Origin of the sequence: Terrabacter sp. Root85, assembly GCF_001429185.1 — a bacterium.
In the GTDB taxonomy this organism is placed as follows: Bacteria; Actinomycetota; Actinomycetes; order Actinomycetales; family Dermatophilaceae; genus Terrabacter.
The window spans coordinates 90,295-105,678 of the sequence record NZ_LMIW01000013.1 but is presented as its reverse complement, the minus strand read 5'-3'; the positions used below and the strand labels follow the sequence as shown (position 1 = coordinate 105,678).

Here is a 15,384-nt window from a genome sequence, read left to right as displayed (position 1 = left end):
GCCGAAGCGCTGCCCCGGCTGCCGCACCGTGAAGACGACGGGCGCGTTCGGCCTCGACGCCTCGCGCCGTGACGGCTTCGCCACCTACTGCCGCGAGTGCCGCACCGACGAAGCAGCTCGACGCTCGGCGCGCATGTAAACGCGCCACCCTCCTGACCACACCGCCGCGGACGGCTTCCGCATCCCGCTCCTACACAAGGAGATTCCCGCATGTCCCTGACCATCCTTTCCCGGCGCTCGTCCAGCGACGCGCCCTCGCACGCCGCGCCCGTGACCGTGCTCCCCGACGACATCCCGCGCGGGCCCGTCCTCGTGACGGCGACGCCTCGCGGCGGCGAGCCCCGGTCCATTCGCCTGGACCTGTCCGACGACCCCACGGAGTCACACGCTGGCATCCTGCGCTCGCTCATCCGGCAGAAGCGCTCCGGCGAACTGGAGGCGCTGACCGTGGAGCCCGCTGCCGCTCGTGACGCCGATGCCTTCGCCGCCCGCATGGCTGCTCGCCGCGCTCGACTGGCGGCGGGCACGAAGTGAGCGCCCTGACGGCTGACCTCGCGAACCCGCTCCTGTCGCTCGTCTACTCCGGCGATCTGGCCCGGGAGGACATCGCCCCGTCTCTGGACTCCGGCGTGGCTGGCGAGCGCGCGTCGCGCATCTTCGCCGTGTCGCTCGCCGAGCACAACGCCGCGGCGAGCCTCTTCGACCTCATGGAGGCGCGCGCCCTGCTCGGGCTGCCCGCGTCGTCGTGGGCGATGACGAACGCGCCCGTCCGCCCGAAGAACACGCACGGCAAACGCCGCTCCCCGTCGGACCTCCGGCGCAACGCCGCTCGCCACGCGGCCCGCATGTCCGCCCGCTCCGCCCTCTCCGCCTGACCTCTCACCCCGAAGGACCACACACTCATGTCTCACTCGACCCCGACCCTGCCCGACAACGCCTCGACCGAGGACATCGTGGAGCACGCGCGCCTCGTGACGGCGACCGCTCGCGGCACCGAGGCGCCCGCTGCCGAGCCCGCTCCGGCGCTCGACCACTCCGCCGCCATCGCTTCCGCCGTCGCTCGCATGGAGGCGCTGAGGGACGAGCACCGCCCGGTGCCCATTCCCGGCGCCCACTCCGGCGTCCCGAGCGTCTTCGCCGACCCGCTCGACCAGCCGACGGCGGGCGCCATCCCGGACCTCCCACGCCTCATGGACGAGGGCCTCGTCCCGGAGGACGCCGACCTCCGCCTCCTCGCCGCCGAGCACACGCGCCTCTCGGACTCGTGGCTCGCCGCTGTCCGGGACTACCGGCTGGCGGAGGACGACCTCGCGGGCATCCGTTCGCTCGACGCTCGGTTCTCCGAGGAGATGCTCGCGACCGGCGACCTGTCCGACGACACCGTGAAGCGCATCGCCGCCGAGCACGCCGTGGAGGAGGCTGGCATCCGCGCTCGCATGGCGGCGGCTCGTGTCCGCGCTCGCACGTTCGCGGGCCCGCTGCGCGAGGCTGTCCTCGACCTGTCGATGGCGGCGGGCGCGCTCGTCCAGTCCGGCGCCGTCACGGCGACCGCGGAGGCTGGCGAGGCCGCGCTCGCCGAGGAACTGGCGGAGGCCGAGCGGACGCTCGCCCGGGTCCGCGGAAAGGTGGCACGGGTGACCGAGGCGGCACGGTACGTCTACGCCCTGCACGCCCACGACATCCGCGACACGCTGCCCGCGTTCGGCTCCCTGCCGATGCTGGAGGCGCCCGAGGAGGAGGCTCCTGCTCCTGCTCCGGCGAAGCGCTCGACGCGCAAGGCCGCGAACGCCTGACGACTGAGCGCATGACGCGCTGACGACGAGGGCTCGACCCTGCTCGCCTGACCGGCGACGGGCCGGGCCCTCGTCGCGTCCTGGCCTCGCCCTGGCTGGCTCTGGCGCTGCTCGTCGCGCTCGTCGTCGCTGCCCTGCTACGCGCTCGCCGCACTGAGAGCTTCGACTCTCACACGCACGTCGCGTGCTGCTCGCGGCGCTCGTCGCACCGCTCTCAACCCCGTGGGGGAGGCACCCCCTCCCCCGCCCTCCTCTGGGCGCGGTTCCTATAGCAGCAAGTCCAGCGAACGAAGTCCCCCGAACTCTCGAAGGGGCTCCCCGGGAACCTCCCGAGGGGCCTGTCCTGACCCTGAAAGGGGCCCTCATGACCGAACACGACCACGACCTCCCGGAGGCGCTCTGCACGCCGGGAGAGCGCCTCTGGCGCGGCATCCTCGCGGACTTCGACGCCCTCGGCGTGGAGCCTGACGCGCGAGACCTCCGATGGCTGGAGGACGCTGCCCGCCTCGCCGACCACATCGACCGACTGGAGGCCGCGCTCGCCGCGGCGCCCCTGACGGCGCGCGGCTCTCACGGCGGCACCATCGTCAACCCGCTGATCCCGGAACTACGCCAGACGCGAGCGCTCCTGGCCCTCACCCTCCGGCGCCTCGACCTCTCCGAGCCCGACGAGGAGGGCGCCGTGGTCAACCTCGCGACGGGCCGCTCTGGCATCGGCTCGGCGACGACCTCGACCGCGGCGCGCAAGGCTGCCGCTGCGCGTTGGGGGCGCTGATGGGACGCCGCTCCTCATCCCGGCGTCGCGTCGGCGTCCTCGTCCCGGGCGCGTACGCCGTCCTCCTCGCGAACGCCCGCAAGATGGCGGGATTCTGTGTCTGCGACCTCCCGCCGCTCGACCCTGACGCCGAGGAGCACTGTCTCCCGCACGAGCGCCTCGCCGCGCTGGAGGCAGGCGAGCCCGTCGTCACCTCGCCGCGCGCGTTCTCGTGGGCGCTGTCCGTCCCGCGGAGATTGGACGACCTCGGCGCCGTCGTAGCTGTCCACCCTGACGACCTCGTGACCGTGCCGGATGACGACGACTGACGCCGAGCCTGTCGCCCCGGACACGCTCCTCGTCACGCACCTCGTCGGGCTCGACACGGCGCCTGTCTCAACTGCTGTCGCTCTCGGCGCTGGCCCGTCGCTCCCTTGTGGCGATGTCTCGTGGTCTGTCCTCGTGTCGCTGCCACGCGACACCCGCCTCGCCTGACCTGTCCGCCTGTCCGCCCCTGTCCGAGGAGGCTCGTCATCTACACGTGGAACCCTGACCGCTACTCGCAACCGTCCGATCCATTCGCCGTGTGGCGCGCGGAGCCGCCTCGTCCGGCGCCGCCGGGGAAGGCGTGGCGCTCGTTCTACGCCTCCTCCGGGAGGGGCGCCGAGCACGCCGCCGCCGCGGCTGCCCTCCGCGCGCGCGTCCTCGCTGACGAGGAGCGCCGGACGCGCCCGCGCTCGCCGTACGTCGGGCCTGCACTGGCGGCGCGTCTCGGCGTTCCGGCGACGACATCGGCGACGCGCCCCCGCCCCTGACGGGGGCGGCTGCGAAGATCGCACACATGACGAACACGACAGCACAAGTCATCGAACCTGAGGCACTGGAGGTCGTCGGTCGCCTCCTCACCATCGGGCACGCCCACGGCATCGGAATCACCTTCGTCCCGGATGAGGACGGCTGGGCAGTCGGGCACATCCGATTCGGGGGTGGCGGCGGCGGGTTCTTCTCCACGGAGGCGGACTTGCTGACCGCAGTCACGGAAGCCGAGGCCCCACTGATCGAGATGGCAGAACGACTCCGAGGCCGCGACGGCTGACACGAAGGCCCCCACCTCGCGAGGTGGGGGCCTTTCGCCATTCTGCCTAGGTCCGCCTGCGGAACCATCCTCGCTTCGTCTTCGGCTCTGCCTGGACGCCGGTCGCGTGCACGACCATCTCGGCCATGTCCATCTCCAGGCACTGCGCGCTCACGCGATCCTGCTCGGTCCACAGCGCGCGGTCTTCGGGCAACGTCGCCATCCAGTCGGTAAGCAAGGTGGAGGCGACGGCCTTCAGGGTGAGCGCCTCGCCCGTGTCGAGTTTCACGAAGACCGCGAAGTCGTTGTCGGCCGGGACGTGGACCTTCTCCCCGGCCTCGACCTGACGCAGTGCTGACCGAGTGAGCGAGTCGGTTCGCGGGTCTCCCCGCGTCGCCTCGGCGAAGCTGCTCAACACCTCCCAAGTGATCCGCGTCAACGGGACTTCGTGTCGCATCTACTTCCCTCCCACCCGTCGTTCTCACCCTGCGCCGTCGCGTCGGCTGATGGCCTCCCGCGCGCCCGCAGGGAGCGCCTCATATAGGGAGGCGAGCCGCTTCGGTCGGGCAATCACCTGTTCGACGATCAGATTCAAGAGCTCGAACATCGCCTCTAGCAGTTCCCCGCCCTCGGCGAGTTCGATCTGCCCCGGATGAACCCCGTTGTTGCCGCCCACGCGCACGATGTCCATCGCCTGCTGCACCTGCGTCTCCAAGCCTCGGGAGACAAGCACGCCGATCTTCTGATGGAGGCTCTGACTCGACTCGACAAGACTGTTCACCAGCGTTTCCAGCGCAAGGCGAAGCAGCGCCGCGGCGCTGCGCGGTGAGAGCCCCGCCACCTCGCGCGCCTCGTTGTATAGGTTGACGACCTCGTCGGGCATGTCGCTGTGGGGTCTGGGCCCGATCCGCGCCGGAGGATCGACCAGCCTTAAGGCCGACCACACCGACCTCCTGCTGCAAGCCATGCATCGTGCCGTGCTCCACTGCTCGAAGGATTGGAAGCCTGCCACGCTGTCGTGCCCAAGATTTGCCCAGCGCTGATGCGCGTACGCGCCACAGTTCGGGCAATTGAAGGCTTCGAGACCCCTACTCGGAGCAACATAGTTCCCTGCTTCACTCATGCCGCGGGAGCCTAGCCTCGCATAGCCTTCATGCCATGGACGTTGCCGAACTCGTGCTGCAATATCTGCAAGCCCTGGCGTGGCCCTTAGTCGCGGTCGGAGCGCTCATCGCCTTCCGCAGACAGGTGTCAGAGAAGATCGGCCAGTTGAAGGACGTGAACACGCCCATCGGCGGAGGCACCTTCTTCGACAAGGCCGCTCGCGAGGTGGAGGCCAGCGCTGACGCCGCAGCCGAGGATCAGACCTTGCAGCCCATCTCCGGGTCGGACGGGGAGCCTTCCGCCAGCGAGGCAGGGGCAGAGGTGAACGGCGCCAAGGAGCCCTCACTGAGGGCTGAGGACCTTGGGAATCCCGTGGTAGAGCGCGCCATCCGTTGGATGACGAACAACGAGCGAGAATTCGAACTGGCACGGAAGGTCGCCATTGTCGATCCCAACGCCGCCGTCCTGACAGCCTTTCGTTACCTCGAACAGATCGCCTCGGATGGAGCCGCCCAGGCGGGAGTGCCGCCACGCGAGCGGCGTTCGGCCCTCGCGAGCGTCGAGGCATTGAGCCACAAGGGTTTGACTGACGAGTTCAACCCAGTCGTCAGGAACCTCGTCGGGCTCCGCAACGACGTGACTCACGGTGGCGCGGACGTATCGCTATCCGCTGCGCTCTCCTTCATCGCGGCGGCCGAGCGCGTGGGCACTGCGATTCGAGGGCTGACACTGTCGCGTGCGATTCACCCCGGGATGCAAGCGCGCAGCGAAATGATTCTGGGAGAGCCACGCGCTGGCTAAGACGAGGTGCTCATTGCACGCGCTCGACGGCGACGACGATGCCGTCGACGAAACGGGTCAGGCTCATCAACCCGGTGCGGTCGGCGAGACCCTGGAGTGCCGTGGGCAGGTTGGCCCCCGCCCGAGCGTCGGCCAGGCACCGACGCAGCTCGTCGGAGAGCTCTCCGCGGGACAGGCGGCAGACGCGTTCGAGCGCGCCGACGGCACCCTCTCCCGCGCTGACGGCAAGGGCGAGCAGCTCTGCGACGGTGGGGAACTCGGTGAGCATGCGGGCCTCGCGCCGGCTCGCGGCACGGCTGAGGAGGTAGTCGCGGCCGGCGATCCCGCCGAGCACCCCGACGATCACCATCGACACGAGGACCGGCACCGGAAAGCGTCGCTGCGCGACGGCGACGACGGCAGTGAAGGCGAGACCACCCAGTCCCCCGACTGCCCCGGCCATGACCTGCTCGGCGCGAAACCGTTCGACGTCCGCGGGCTGCCCCGCGCGGAGCTGTCGACGCGCCACGGACGGGGCGCCGCCGACGAGCGCGCCCACCCCGGACCCCAACCTGGCCACGTAGGGCGCGAGCAGCTCACCCAAGCCGAACGGACCACGCGACGGGGCCGGCCGGGCGAGCAAACTCGACGGGCGGGGCGTGTCGCGCAGGTAGGGCTCCAGGCGGTCGTCGAGGGTCGGGCGGCGGCTCGCCGGCAGTCCGGCGACGACGAGAGCGACGCCCGCGACGAGGCACACGCCCGCGCTCGCGCCGACCCACGACCACCCGTCGGCGACGAGCTCTCCGAGTCGACCCGCCAGCCCGTTCACCGGAGGACCCGCTCTTCCTCGGGGAGTCGCCCGATCCACACCATGGCCCGGTAGGCCACGACGCACAGCGCAGCCCCGACCGCGAGGACGGCCCAGCCCGTTGGCGACGCGTAGGCCGCGAGCGAGCTGCCGTTGAGGGCGAGCAGCCCGAGGACGACCCACGGGGCGCCGGCAGCGAGACGGGCTGCGTTGACCGTCCAGCTCTGCCGGGTCTCGAGCTCGGAGCGGGTGCGGGCATCCTCGCGCAGGAACGACGACAGGGTGCGGAGCAGCTTCCCGAGGTCGCTGCCACCCACCTCGCGGGCGATCCGGAGCGACTCGACGATGCGGTCTCCGACCGGGTCGCTGAGCCGGTCCTTGAGCCGGTCGAGACAGTCGTGGAAACGCCCTGTCGTCCGGTAGTCCTCCGCGAACGCGGCGAAGGCCGGACGCAGCTCGGCCGGACCGCGGACGGCGAGCTGCGACAGTGCCTCGGGGAGCGCCAGGCCCGCCCGCACGCCCGACGTGATGTTGTCGACGACGTCGGGCCACAGGTCGCGAAGCTTGTTGCGGCGCTTGCGCGCTCGCATTCGCACGAGCGAGAGCGGGATCGCGCCGGCCATGAGGCTGAAGCACAACGAGATCGGGACGACGCGCGTCAGGGCGAGGACCAGGACGAAGGCCACGACGAAGAGCACCACCGACCCGGCGACGACGTTGCCGGGCGTGACCGACGAGTACCCGGCCTGGGTGAGGTGGTCACGCAGCTCGACCATGAAGCCGCCCCTGTCGACCTTCTCGCGGGCGGGCTCCTGGGGCCAGGACGACCAGTAGACGAAGAAGACGCCGACGCCGAGCAACAGGCCGATCGCCAGCGGCGAGATCACGAGTCCGCCTGACCGAGAAGGGCCGCCACGTCGTAACCCGCCCGCTCGAAGGCCTCCCGGTGCGGCGGGAACCCGTCGGCCCGTCGCAGGGCACCCTCGCGCGTGACGAAGAGGTCGGCGATCTCGATGACGTCCCCCTCGGCCCGTCCGGGAACGGCAACGATCTCTCGGACCCGTCGGACGCCGTCGCGCTCGAGGGCGACGTGGACGACGACGTCGACCGCCGCCGCCACCGTCGGAACGACGAAGCGGCTCGAGACGTTCTCCCCGGCGAGCAGAGGCAGCGTGCACATCTTCGTGACGGCCTCGCGGGCGCTGTTGGCGTGCACGGTGCACATGCCCGGTACGCCGCTGTTCAGGGCGATGAGCAGGTCGAGGCTCTCCTCCTGCCGCACCTCGCCGACGATGATGCGCGACGGCCGCATCCGCAGCGCCTCCTTGACGAGGCGGCGCAGCGGGACCTCGCCCGTGCCCTCGAGGCTGGGTTGGCGGCACTGCATGGCGGCCACGTCGCGCTGCGGGATCTTCAGCTCGAAGACCTCCTCGCAGGTCACGATGCGCTCGCGGGGCGGGATCGCGGCGGCGAGGCAGTTGAGCAGCGTCGTCTTGCCCGCCTGGGTGCCGCCGGCCACGAGCACGTTGAGACCGCTCGCGACGGCGGCCTCGAGGAACGTCGCCGCCTGTCGGGGCATCGTGCCGAGCCGGACGAGGTCGTCGAGGTGGTCGGCCTTGACGACGAACTTGCGGATGTTGACCTGCCAGTGCGCCCTGCTGATGTCGGGGATGACGACGTGGAGCCGCGAGCCGTCGGCGAGCGTCGCGTCGACGAAGGGACTGCTGAGGTCGACGCGCCGGCCGCTGCTCTTGAGCATCCTCTCGACGAGGTCGCGCACGTCGTCGGCCGTCAGGATCGTGGGGGTCAGCTCGGCGATCCCGCCGCGGGCCACGAAGACGCGCGAGGGCTCGTTGATCCAGATCTCCTCGACGGCGGCGTCGTCGAAGTACTGCTGGAGCGAACCGTAGCCGGCGACGACGGCGAGGATCGAGTGAACGGCGAGTCGCTGGTCTCCGAGCGTCGGCAGACCCCCGTGCAGGGAGCGCTCGTCGTAGTCCTGCACGGCGTCCTGGACGAGACGGCGTACGGCCTTGGAGTCATGTGCGGGATCGAGACCCGAGCGACGGATCAGCTCACGGACCTCGCCCTCGACGTGGCGCACCGCTTCCTGTGTGGACATGCGTTCCCCTGAACCCTGTGAGTTGCTACGCCCGACATCCTGCCCGGACTGTCGCGATCTGGCGCGTCCAAGCTAGGTCAAATGCGTCCAAACGCGTGATCTTCTTCCACAGGGTCGCCGTGGGTGGTGCGAGCGCCGGGCACCGTAACGGGCCCCGGGATCTCGTCGCCGCCATCGTCCACACCTGTGCACGCGACCCCGGGCGACCGGCTCGCGGGCTGTCTCATGGGGGCACACGAGAAGGAGGATCCGGTGCGCCTGACCATGACCGTCGTCGACACCCGTGGGCTGGGCGCACGTCCGCGACACGTGACGATCGAGGCCCCGGCGGGCACATGCTTCGGCGAGATCCGTCCCGAGCTCACCGACGTCGCCGGCGTCCCGGGCTGCGGCTTCCGCACCGACGGTCGGCTCGTCACCGACGACGCCCTCGTCGGGGCACCGCCCCTCCTGCGGGGTGCCCTGCTGACCATCACCCGGCCGGGTGCTCCCATCGCGGTCGCGACGGGTCGAGGCGCCGTGCAGCTGCGGCTCGCCGGTGGCGTCGGCGCGGGGCGGGTCGTGTCCCTCGGCCGGGGCGAGCACGTCATCGGGCGAGCCGCGTCCGCGGACGTACGCCTCGACGACCCGGGCGTCTCCCGCGCCCACGCGGTCGTGACCGTGACGCCTCACCACGTCAGCGTCGTCGACCACCACCCGACCAACGGGTCATCCATCGAGGGGACGTTGCTGCCGAGCGACGGCGCGCGCCTCGAGCCCGGTCAGCTGCTGACCGTGGGGTCGACGACGCTCGTCCTGGGCGGCGTGGACGTCCGCGGCGGCCACCACGATGTCGTGGACGGCGAGGTCCGGATCCACCGCCAGCCGCGCTTCCGCGACGCGGGCGTCCCTCCGGCCGTCACCTTTCCCGAGGTCCCGTCGCGCCCGGACCGCCAGCGTGTGCCGCTCCTTGCCTCGCTGGCTCCGGTGGCGCTGTCGGCCGTGCTCGCCGCCGCGCTCTCCTCCCCCGCCCTCCTCCTCTTCGCCCTCATGTCGCCGGTCCTCCTCATCGGACAGTGGTGGAGCGACCGACGCGCTGGTCGGGTGTCGTATCGCCGGCAGGTCCGTGAGCACGCCGCGCTGCTGGCCCAGGCCCGCAGCGCCCTCGCAGAGGCCGTCGCGGCCGACGCGGCCGGCCTGCGCGCGGACCATCCCGACCTCGGCCACCTCGAGGCCGTCGCCCGTCGGCGCGGGACCCGGCTGTGGGAGCGACGGCCCTCGGACGACGACCACCTGGTGCTCCGCCTCGGGACCGCGACCCAGCCGACCCGGGTCGACGTGTCCGGTCCGGCACCCGACGGCGTACCCCACGTGAACGGGCTCCCCGCCCTGCTGGATGTCGCGACCTCGGGTGTAGTCGGGGTCGCGGGCCCCCGGGCCCACACGCTCTCGCTCGTCGGCGGCCTGCTCCTGCAGGTGGCGACGTGGCACACGCCCCGCACCGTCCAGGTCCATGTCCTCGCCGACACCCATGAGCACGCGCTCGACTGGGAGTGGGCCGCACACCTCCCCCACGTCCGGGACGACGACGGCTCGCCGGCGCGCGTCACCGGCCGCGCGGCAGACGTGGCACGCCATGTCTCGGCCCTCCGCGAGCTCGTCGACAGCCGACGTGGGGCGGACGACGGTCGCTGGACAGGTTCACGACGTCCTGCTCCCGACGTCGTCGTGCTCCTCGACGGAGCCAGCGGGCTGCGGTCCCGTCCGGGGGTCGCCGACCTGCTGCGCGACGGACCCACGGCCGGGATCGTCGCCGTCTGCGTGGACACGGACGTCTCCGCGCTTCCGGCCGAGACGCGCGCCACGGTGGAGCTGGACGCCGCCGCACCGGCGGCCACGGTTCGTGCGGAGGGGCACACCCTCACAGGGGTGGTCCCGGACCTGCCGTCGGTCGGCTGGCTCGAAGGCGTCAGCCGGGCCTTGGCGCCGTACGTCGACGCCACACCGGAGTCAGGATCGGCAGCGCTACCCCGTGACGTGTCGTTCGTCGAGCTGCACCGGGGCGCGGGCGTCGACCCCACGACCGGCGACGGCCTGGCGCTGTCGTGGGCACGCAGCACCGGTCGTCCGGTCGCCCTCCTCGGGCGGTCGACCGACGGCGACCTCATGGTCGACCTGGCGACGGACGGACCGCACGTGCTCGTCGGCGGGACCACAGGGTCGGGCAAGTCGGAGCTGCTCCAGACCCTCGTGACCGGCCTCGCCGTGAGCAACCGCCCGGACGAGCTCGGCCTGCTCCTCGTGGACTACAAGGGTGGCTCGGCCTTCGGCGACTGCGCGCGGCTGCCGCACACGGTCGGCCTCGTCACGGACCTCGACGCACACCTGACGGCGCGGGCGCTCACCTCGCTCGATGCCGAGATGAAGCGCCGTGAGCGGCTGCTCGCGCGGGTGTCCGCGCGCGACCTCGACCACTACCGGCGCTCCGCTGGCGTATGCCGTGAGCTCCCTCCGCTGTCCCGCCTCATCATCGTCGTGGACGAGTTCAAGGCCCTCGCCGACGAGTTCCCGGACTTCATCGCGGGCCTCGTGCGCGTCGCGGCCCTCGGTCGGTCGCTCGGTCTCCATCTCGTGCTGGCGACCCAGCGCCCGGCAGGCATCGTCTCCGCCGACATGCGGGCCAACATCGCCCTGCGCATCGCGCTCCGGGTCCGTGACCGCGCCGACAGCGAGGACGTCGTCGACGCCGCAGACGCCGCGTCGCTCGACCCGCGAGCGCCCGGACGAGCCTGCCTGCGCTCCGGCGACCGGAGCCTGACCATGGTGCAGACCGCCTACCTCGGCGGCGCGCTGGCCGAGGGGCCCGATTCGGCGGATCGCACCCGCGTCGTCCCGCGCGACCTGCTGGCCCCGATCGCCCCTCCCGAGGACGTCTCGGACGAGGAGCCCCGCCCCAGCGAGCTCCTCGCCGTCGTCGACGCAGCACGCGACGCCGCTCGTCGCGCCGGCATCCCCTCCCAGCCCTCTCCCTGGCTGCCGCCGCTGCCGACCGAGCTGACCCCGGCCGACCTGATGGTAGATGCGGCGACATCGTCGGGGTCGACGACGCTCGACGTGCCGATGGGTCTCGTGGACGTGCCCGACGAACAGCGACGGGACACCCTCTGGTGGCGCGCAGGCGACCGCGGCCACCTCGGCATCGCCGGTGGGCCACGCTCGGGTCGCTCCACCGCGCTCGTCACCCTCACCCTCGGCCTTGCCGGGAGCACCTCACCCGACGACCTGCACGTGCACGTGCTCCAGGGCGTCGCCGGGCCGTGCGCCGCACTCGCGTCGCTCCCGCACGTCGGGACCGTGACCGACAGCGCAGACCCGACACGCACCCGACGCCTCGTCGCCCGCCTCCTCCGACTGGTCGACGGCGACGAGCCCGCGGCCGCCCGCACCGTCGTGCTCGTCGACGGCTGGGAGTCGCTCGAAGAGGCCCTGTCGAGCCTCGACCACGGCGCCGCCGTCGACGAGCTGCACCGCCTGCTCCGAGACGGCCCCCGGGCGGGGGTGAGGTTCGCCGTCACGGGTGGCCGGGCCATCCTCTCCGGCAGGCTGCCGGGCCTGCTCGACCAGCGGTTGGCCCTCCACCTGCCCGACCCGCTCGACCTCACCCTGGCCGGAGTCTCCCCGGAGCTCGCCACCACGGCGAGGACGCCCGGACGGGCGATCGACCTCCGCACCGGCCACGAGGTGCAGCTGGCCGCGACCTCACCCGGCGAGGTCGCGGAGGCCGTGGCCCGGGCCGTGGACGTCCACCGTGCCGGCTCCCGGGACCGAGGCGGCTGCGTCCCCTGGCGCATCTCGGCGCTGCCGCAGCAGGCGCGGCTGGAGGACCTGCCACCGGTCCGGGACGGCTTGTGGGTCGGTGTCGGCGGTGACGACGCCGCACCCCTCGCCCTGCCGCTCGGGGCCGGTCACCGTCGCGTCGTCGTCGCGGGACAGAACAGGTCCGGGCGCTCGACCACCTTGGTGACCATCGGCGAGCAGCTGCTCAGGCTGGGACGAAGCGCCTGCGTCGTCAGTCCCCGCCGGTCCGTCCTGTCCCTGTGGGCGGCCGGCCGCGAGTGCCCGACCCTGACACCGCACGACGCCACGGAGCTCATCGGCAGGCGACGTGACGATCCAGATCTGTGCCTGCTCGTCGACGACGCCGAGCTCGTGGACGGCAGCCGGGTCGAGGCGCCGCTCGTCGAGGCTGCTCGCCTCGTCGACGACACGGAGGGCGTCGTCGTGGTCGCAGCGGAGCTGACCCGCGCGAACGGCGCCTTCCGCGGACTCCTCCCCGAGGTGTCGCGCGACGGGATCGGGATCCTGCTCGGTGCGACGGCCCCGGGCGACGGCGACGTGCTGGGTGTCCGTCTCGAGATCGACAGCACGCGCCGCGCCGGTCGCGGCCACCTCGTCGTCGACGGCCGCTCGACACCGGTCCAGGTGGCCCTGCTCGACCCCCCGGCGCACCGGACGTCGGACTCACCGCCCACGACGGCCCCCGCTCTGCCACTCTCGTGACGCACACCCCAGGCCCCCAGGAGGACCCATGCCGCGCGGCGCCCGAGAGATCACCCTGCGCTTCCTCGCCGCACCCACGGACGCGGGCTACTCCGGCACGGTCGGGGGCGGACGTGTGCTCGAGTGGATCGACAAGGCCGGCTACGCCGCGGCCGCGGGGTGGAGCGGGACGTACAGCGTCACGGCATACGTCGGCAACGTGCGCTTCACCCGGCCGGTCGAGGTCGGCGACCTCGTCGAGGCCACCGCTCGCATCATCCACACCGGAACGACGAGCATGCACATCCTCGTCACCGTCTCGGCCGGAAACCCCAAGGACGGCGACCTGCGCCCGACCACCGACTGCATCATGGTCTTCGTCGCCGTCGACGAGCACGGCCGGCCGACCCCGGTCGCCCAGCTCGTCCCGGAGGACGAGCACGACCGCGAGTGGCAGGAGAGCGCGGTCACCCGGATCGGTCTGCGCAACGAGATCGCCGCCGCCATGGCCGCCCAGACCTACAGCGACGCCGGCACCGCGCCCCGCGTCGTGCTGCGCTTCCTGGCCGCCCCGACCGACGTCAACTGGGGCGGCAAGGTGCACGGCGGCATCGTCATGCGCTGGATCGACGAGGCCGCGCACGTGCTCGCCACGCAGTGGACCGGCTCGGCGTCCAACGTCGCCGTCTACGCCGGCGGGGTCCGCTTCTACCGTCCGCTCCGGATCGGCCACCTCGTGGAGGTGGAGGCGCGACTGCTCCTCACCGGCACGTCGAGCATGCACATCAGCGTCCACGTCCGCTCCGGTGACCCCTCGACCGGCGACCTCGACCTGACGACCCACTCGCTCATCGTCTTCGTGCCGCTCGACGTCGGCGGCACGGCCCTCGCCGCGCGGCCCTGGGTGCCGGTCAGCGAGGAGGACGTGGCGCTGCGCGACCACGCGCAGGCCCTCGTCGAGATGCGCAACGAGGTCGACACCGAGCGCCACATCCCCTGACCACGCCGCTCGCTGACGGCCGGGCCACAGCCGGACCACGTCTGGCCCAGTCAGCCACCGACGGCGATGGCCTCGACCGTGCCGACGATCGCGGACGCGTCCGGGAGCGCCGCGATCTCTTCGGCCAGCGCGGCCGCCCTGGAACGGATGGCGGTGTCGCCGAGGACCCGGGTGAGGGCGCCGGCCAGCTCGGGCATCGCCTCGTGGCGACCTCCGAGGCGAAGTCCCGCCCCGACCTCCTCGATGCGCCGGGCGTTGACCTCCTGGTCGAAGGCGAAGAGCGGCACGAGCACCTGCGGCACTCCGGCGATCAGCGCGGACATCATCGTGCCGAACCCGCCGTGACCGACCACCGCCGACGCGACAGGCATGACGTCGTCCTGCGGCCACCACCGCTCGACGTGAGCGTTGTGCGGCCACGGCCGCAGGGTCTCGGGATCGCCCGCGTGCCCGGTCGTGAGGAACACCCGCACGGGCAGGTCGGCGAGCGCGTCGAGCGAGAGCCGGAAGACCGAGCTCAGCGCGTCGAAGCCCGCCGTCACCGACCCGAACGTCACGTAGACGAGAGGGAGGTCGGGATCGCCCCATCCGGACGGGACCTTCCCCGAGCCGGAGCGCGCCGCACCGTCGCGATAGCGGGTGACCCTCGGGACGTCTTGAACCGCAGCGTCGCTCGTGCCCGGACCGTGGTCCAGAACGTCGAGACTCGGTGGGACCTGTGACAGGACGGGCGCCGACGACATCGCCGCGGCGCACGACCCGTCGTCGAGGCCGGTGACGCAGTCGAGCTCGCCGAGCGGATCGACGAGCGCCTGCCCGGCCCACTGCTGGAGGCTCCCGAGCCCGATCGCCATCTCGACGTGCGGCACACCGGACCGCACCGCGGCGGCGAGCGACCCGAACTCGCACGGCTCGCGCAGGACGACGTCCGGCGCCCACGCGTCGACGAGCTCCTGCACCCGCGGCCAGGCCGCCTGCGCGTCGAGCCGACCGAAGACGTCCCGGACCACCGTCGCGTTGGCCTCCTCCGGGGTCATCGACGGCAGCCGCGCGAAGACCGGGCCCATGACCTCCTGCGGTACGTCGTCGAACGGCACGTGCTCGAGTCCGGCCCGCGCCACGTGGTTCGCGAAGGACTCCGGGGCCGCGACCCGCACCTCGTGCCCTGCCTCGACGCACGCCCGGGCCACCGGGACCATGGGGCCGAAGTGCCCCGTTCCCGCCGTCGTCGCGAAGAGCATCCGCATGTCGACCAGAGTCCCACCCGCGGCGGCGCGCGACGAGTGGTGTCGGACGGCATACACCCGCTGACGAAGGGGACACGCGGAGTTCACCCGATGGCCACCGAAGGAGCACCCACCCGCTCCCCCGGCGCTCCTAACGTCACAGACGGTTCCCAGCCGCGCCGACCAGAGGGGCGCGGCGGACTC

15 protein-coding genes are annotated in these 15,384 nt (G+C 72.3%); 9 read left to right on the top strand and 6 right to left on the bottom strand.

What is annotated here, in order from left to right; all coding sequences use genetic code 11:
• Positions 1-210: 210 nt before the first annotated feature.
• From ASE25_RS19655 to ASE25_RS19630, 6 genes are all read left to right on the top strand, one after another.
• Complete coding sequence (locus tag ASE25_RS19655) at positions 211-534, top strand: hypothetical protein (RefSeq protein WP_056827106.1); 324 nt, start codon at positions 211-213, stop codon at positions 532-534.
• Positions 531-875 (top strand): hypothetical protein, encoded by a 345-nt coding sequence (locus tag ASE25_RS19650; RefSeq protein WP_056827105.1) that lies wholly within the window; start codon positions 531-533, stop codon positions 873-875. Before ASE25_RS19655 ends, ASE25_RS19650 begins: the two co-directional genes overlap by 4 nt.
• A gap of 27 nt (positions 876-902) precedes the next feature.
• Positions 903-1,793 carry a hypothetical protein gene (locus ASE25_RS19645; protein WP_056827104.1) on the top strand — a complete coding sequence of 297 codons (891 nt, stop codon included), beginning with the start codon at positions 903-905 and terminating at the stop codon, positions 1,791-1,793.
• Between the two features lie 364 nt (positions 1,794-2,157).
• Positions 2,158-2,568 carry a hypothetical protein gene (locus tag ASE25_RS19640; protein ID WP_056827103.1) on the top strand — a complete coding sequence of 137 codons (411 nt, stop codon included), beginning with the start codon at positions 2,158-2,160 and terminating at the stop codon, positions 2,566-2,568.
• Positions 2,568-2,876: a hypothetical protein gene (locus ASE25_RS19635; RefSeq protein WP_157623515.1), complete on the top strand. Its 309-nt coding sequence runs from the start codon at positions 2,568-2,570 to the stop codon at positions 2,874-2,876. The genes ASE25_RS19640 and ASE25_RS19635 overlap by 1 nt, the downstream gene beginning before the upstream one ends.
• Before the next feature lie 512 nt (positions 2,877-3,388).
• On the top strand, positions 3,389-3,643 hold the full coding sequence (locus tag ASE25_RS19630; protein ID WP_056827101.1) for a hypothetical protein: 255 nt from the start codon (positions 3,389-3,391) through the stop codon (positions 3,641-3,643).
• A gap of 46 nt (positions 3,644-3,689) precedes the next feature.
• Here ASE25_RS19630 and ASE25_RS19625 read toward each other — a convergent pair whose 3' ends face one another.
• Both ASE25_RS19625 and ASE25_RS23095 read right to left on the bottom strand, forming a co-directional pair.
• Positions 3,690-4,040, bottom strand: coding sequence for a hypothetical protein (locus ASE25_RS19625; protein ID WP_157623513.1), 351 nt, complete (start codon positions 4,038-4,040; stop codon positions 3,690-3,692).
• Between the two features lie 63 nt (positions 4,041-4,103).
• Entirely contained in the window at positions 4,104-4,505 is a 402-nt protein-coding gene (locus tag ASE25_RS23095) for a DUF4145 domain-containing protein (RefSeq protein WP_162260624.1), read from the bottom strand.
• Positions 4,506-4,780: 275 nt separating this feature from the next.
• Between ASE25_RS23095 and ASE25_RS19615 the strand changes: the two genes are divergently transcribed.
• Positions 4,781-5,527 carry a hypothetical protein gene (locus tag ASE25_RS19615; RefSeq protein ID WP_056827098.1) on the top strand — a complete coding sequence of 249 codons (747 nt, stop codon included), beginning with the start codon at positions 4,781-4,783 and terminating at the stop codon, positions 5,525-5,527.
• Between the two features lie 10 nt (positions 5,528-5,537).
• Here the strand turns inward: ASE25_RS19615 and ASE25_RS19610 are convergent, their stop codons facing one another.
• From ASE25_RS19610 to ASE25_RS19600, 3 genes are read right to left on the bottom strand one after another with little or no spacing between them, the layout of a single operon-like run.
• On the bottom strand, positions 5,538-6,335 hold the full coding sequence (locus ASE25_RS19610) for a type II secretion system F family protein (RefSeq protein WP_235508762.1): 798 nt from the start codon (positions 6,333-6,335) through the stop codon (positions 5,538-5,540).
• Positions 6,332-7,198 carry a type II secretion system F family protein gene (locus ASE25_RS19605; protein WP_056827225.1) on the bottom strand — a complete coding sequence of 289 codons (867 nt, stop codon included), beginning with the start codon at positions 7,196-7,198 and terminating at the stop codon, positions 6,332-6,334. The genes ASE25_RS19610 and ASE25_RS19605 overlap by 4 nt, the downstream gene beginning before the upstream one ends.
• Positions 7,198-8,436, bottom strand: coding sequence for a CpaF family protein (locus ASE25_RS19600; protein ID WP_056827097.1), 1,239 nt, complete (start codon positions 8,434-8,436; stop codon positions 7,198-7,200). Before ASE25_RS19600 ends, ASE25_RS19605 begins: the two co-directional genes overlap by 1 nt.
• Before the next feature lie 252 nt (positions 8,437-8,688).
• Between ASE25_RS19600 and ASE25_RS19595 the strand changes: the two genes are divergently transcribed.
• Both ASE25_RS19595 and ASE25_RS19590 read left to right on the top strand, forming a co-directional pair.
• Entirely contained in the window at positions 8,689-12,975 is a 4,287-nt protein-coding gene (locus ASE25_RS19595; protein ID WP_056827096.1) for an FtsK/SpoIIIE domain-containing protein, read from the top strand.
• 28 nt (positions 12,976-13,003) lie between these two features.
• Positions 13,004-13,954: an acyl-CoA thioesterase gene (locus tag ASE25_RS19590; RefSeq protein WP_056827095.1), complete on the top strand. Its 951-nt coding sequence runs from the start codon at positions 13,004-13,006 to the stop codon at positions 13,952-13,954.
• A gap of 50 nt (positions 13,955-14,004) precedes the next feature.
• Here the strand turns inward: ASE25_RS19590 and ASE25_RS19585 are convergent, their stop codons facing one another.
• Positions 14,005-15,201, bottom strand: coding sequence for a glycosyltransferase (locus tag ASE25_RS19585; protein WP_157623511.1), 1,197 nt, complete (start codon positions 15,199-15,201; stop codon positions 14,005-14,007).
• Positions 15,202-15,384: the final 183 nt, after the last annotated feature.

Coding starts and splice junctions, on each gene's coding strand:
- ASE25_RS19655 (WP_056827106.1), top strand. CDS start 211: ATGTCCCTGACCATCCTTTCCCGGCGCTCGTCCAGCGACGCGCCCTCG.
- ASE25_RS19645 (WP_056827104.1), top strand. CDS start 903: ATGTCTCACTCGACCCCGACCCTGCCCGACAACGCCTCGACCGAGGAC.
- ASE25_RS19640 (WP_056827103.1), top strand. CDS start 2,158: ATGACCGAACACGACCACGACCTCCCGGAGGCGCTCTGCACGCCGGGA.
- ASE25_RS19635 (WP_157623515.1), top strand. CDS start 2,568: ATGGGACGCCGCTCCTCATCCCGGCGTCGCGTCGGCGTCCTCGTCCCG.
- ASE25_RS19630 (WP_056827101.1), top strand. CDS start 3,389: ATGACGAACACGACAGCACAAGTCATCGAACCTGAGGCACTGGAGGTC.
- ASE25_RS23095 (WP_162260624.1), bottom strand. CDS start 4,505: ATGCCCGACGAGGTCGTCAACCTATACAACGAGGCGCGCGAGGTGGCG.
- ASE25_RS19615 (WP_056827098.1), top strand. CDS start 4,781: ATGGACGTTGCCGAACTCGTGCTGCAATATCTGCAAGCCCTGGCGTGG.
- ASE25_RS19600 (WP_056827097.1), bottom strand. CDS start 8,436: ATGTCCACACAGGAAGCGGTGCGCCACGTCGAGGGCGAGGTCCGTGAG.
- ASE25_RS19590 (WP_056827095.1), top strand. CDS start 13,004: ATGCCGCGCGGCGCCCGAGAGATCACCCTGCGCTTCCTCGCCGCACCC.
- ASE25_RS19585 (WP_157623511.1), bottom strand. CDS start 15,201: ATGCGGATGCTCTTCGCGACGACGGCGGGAACGGGGCACTTCGGCCCC.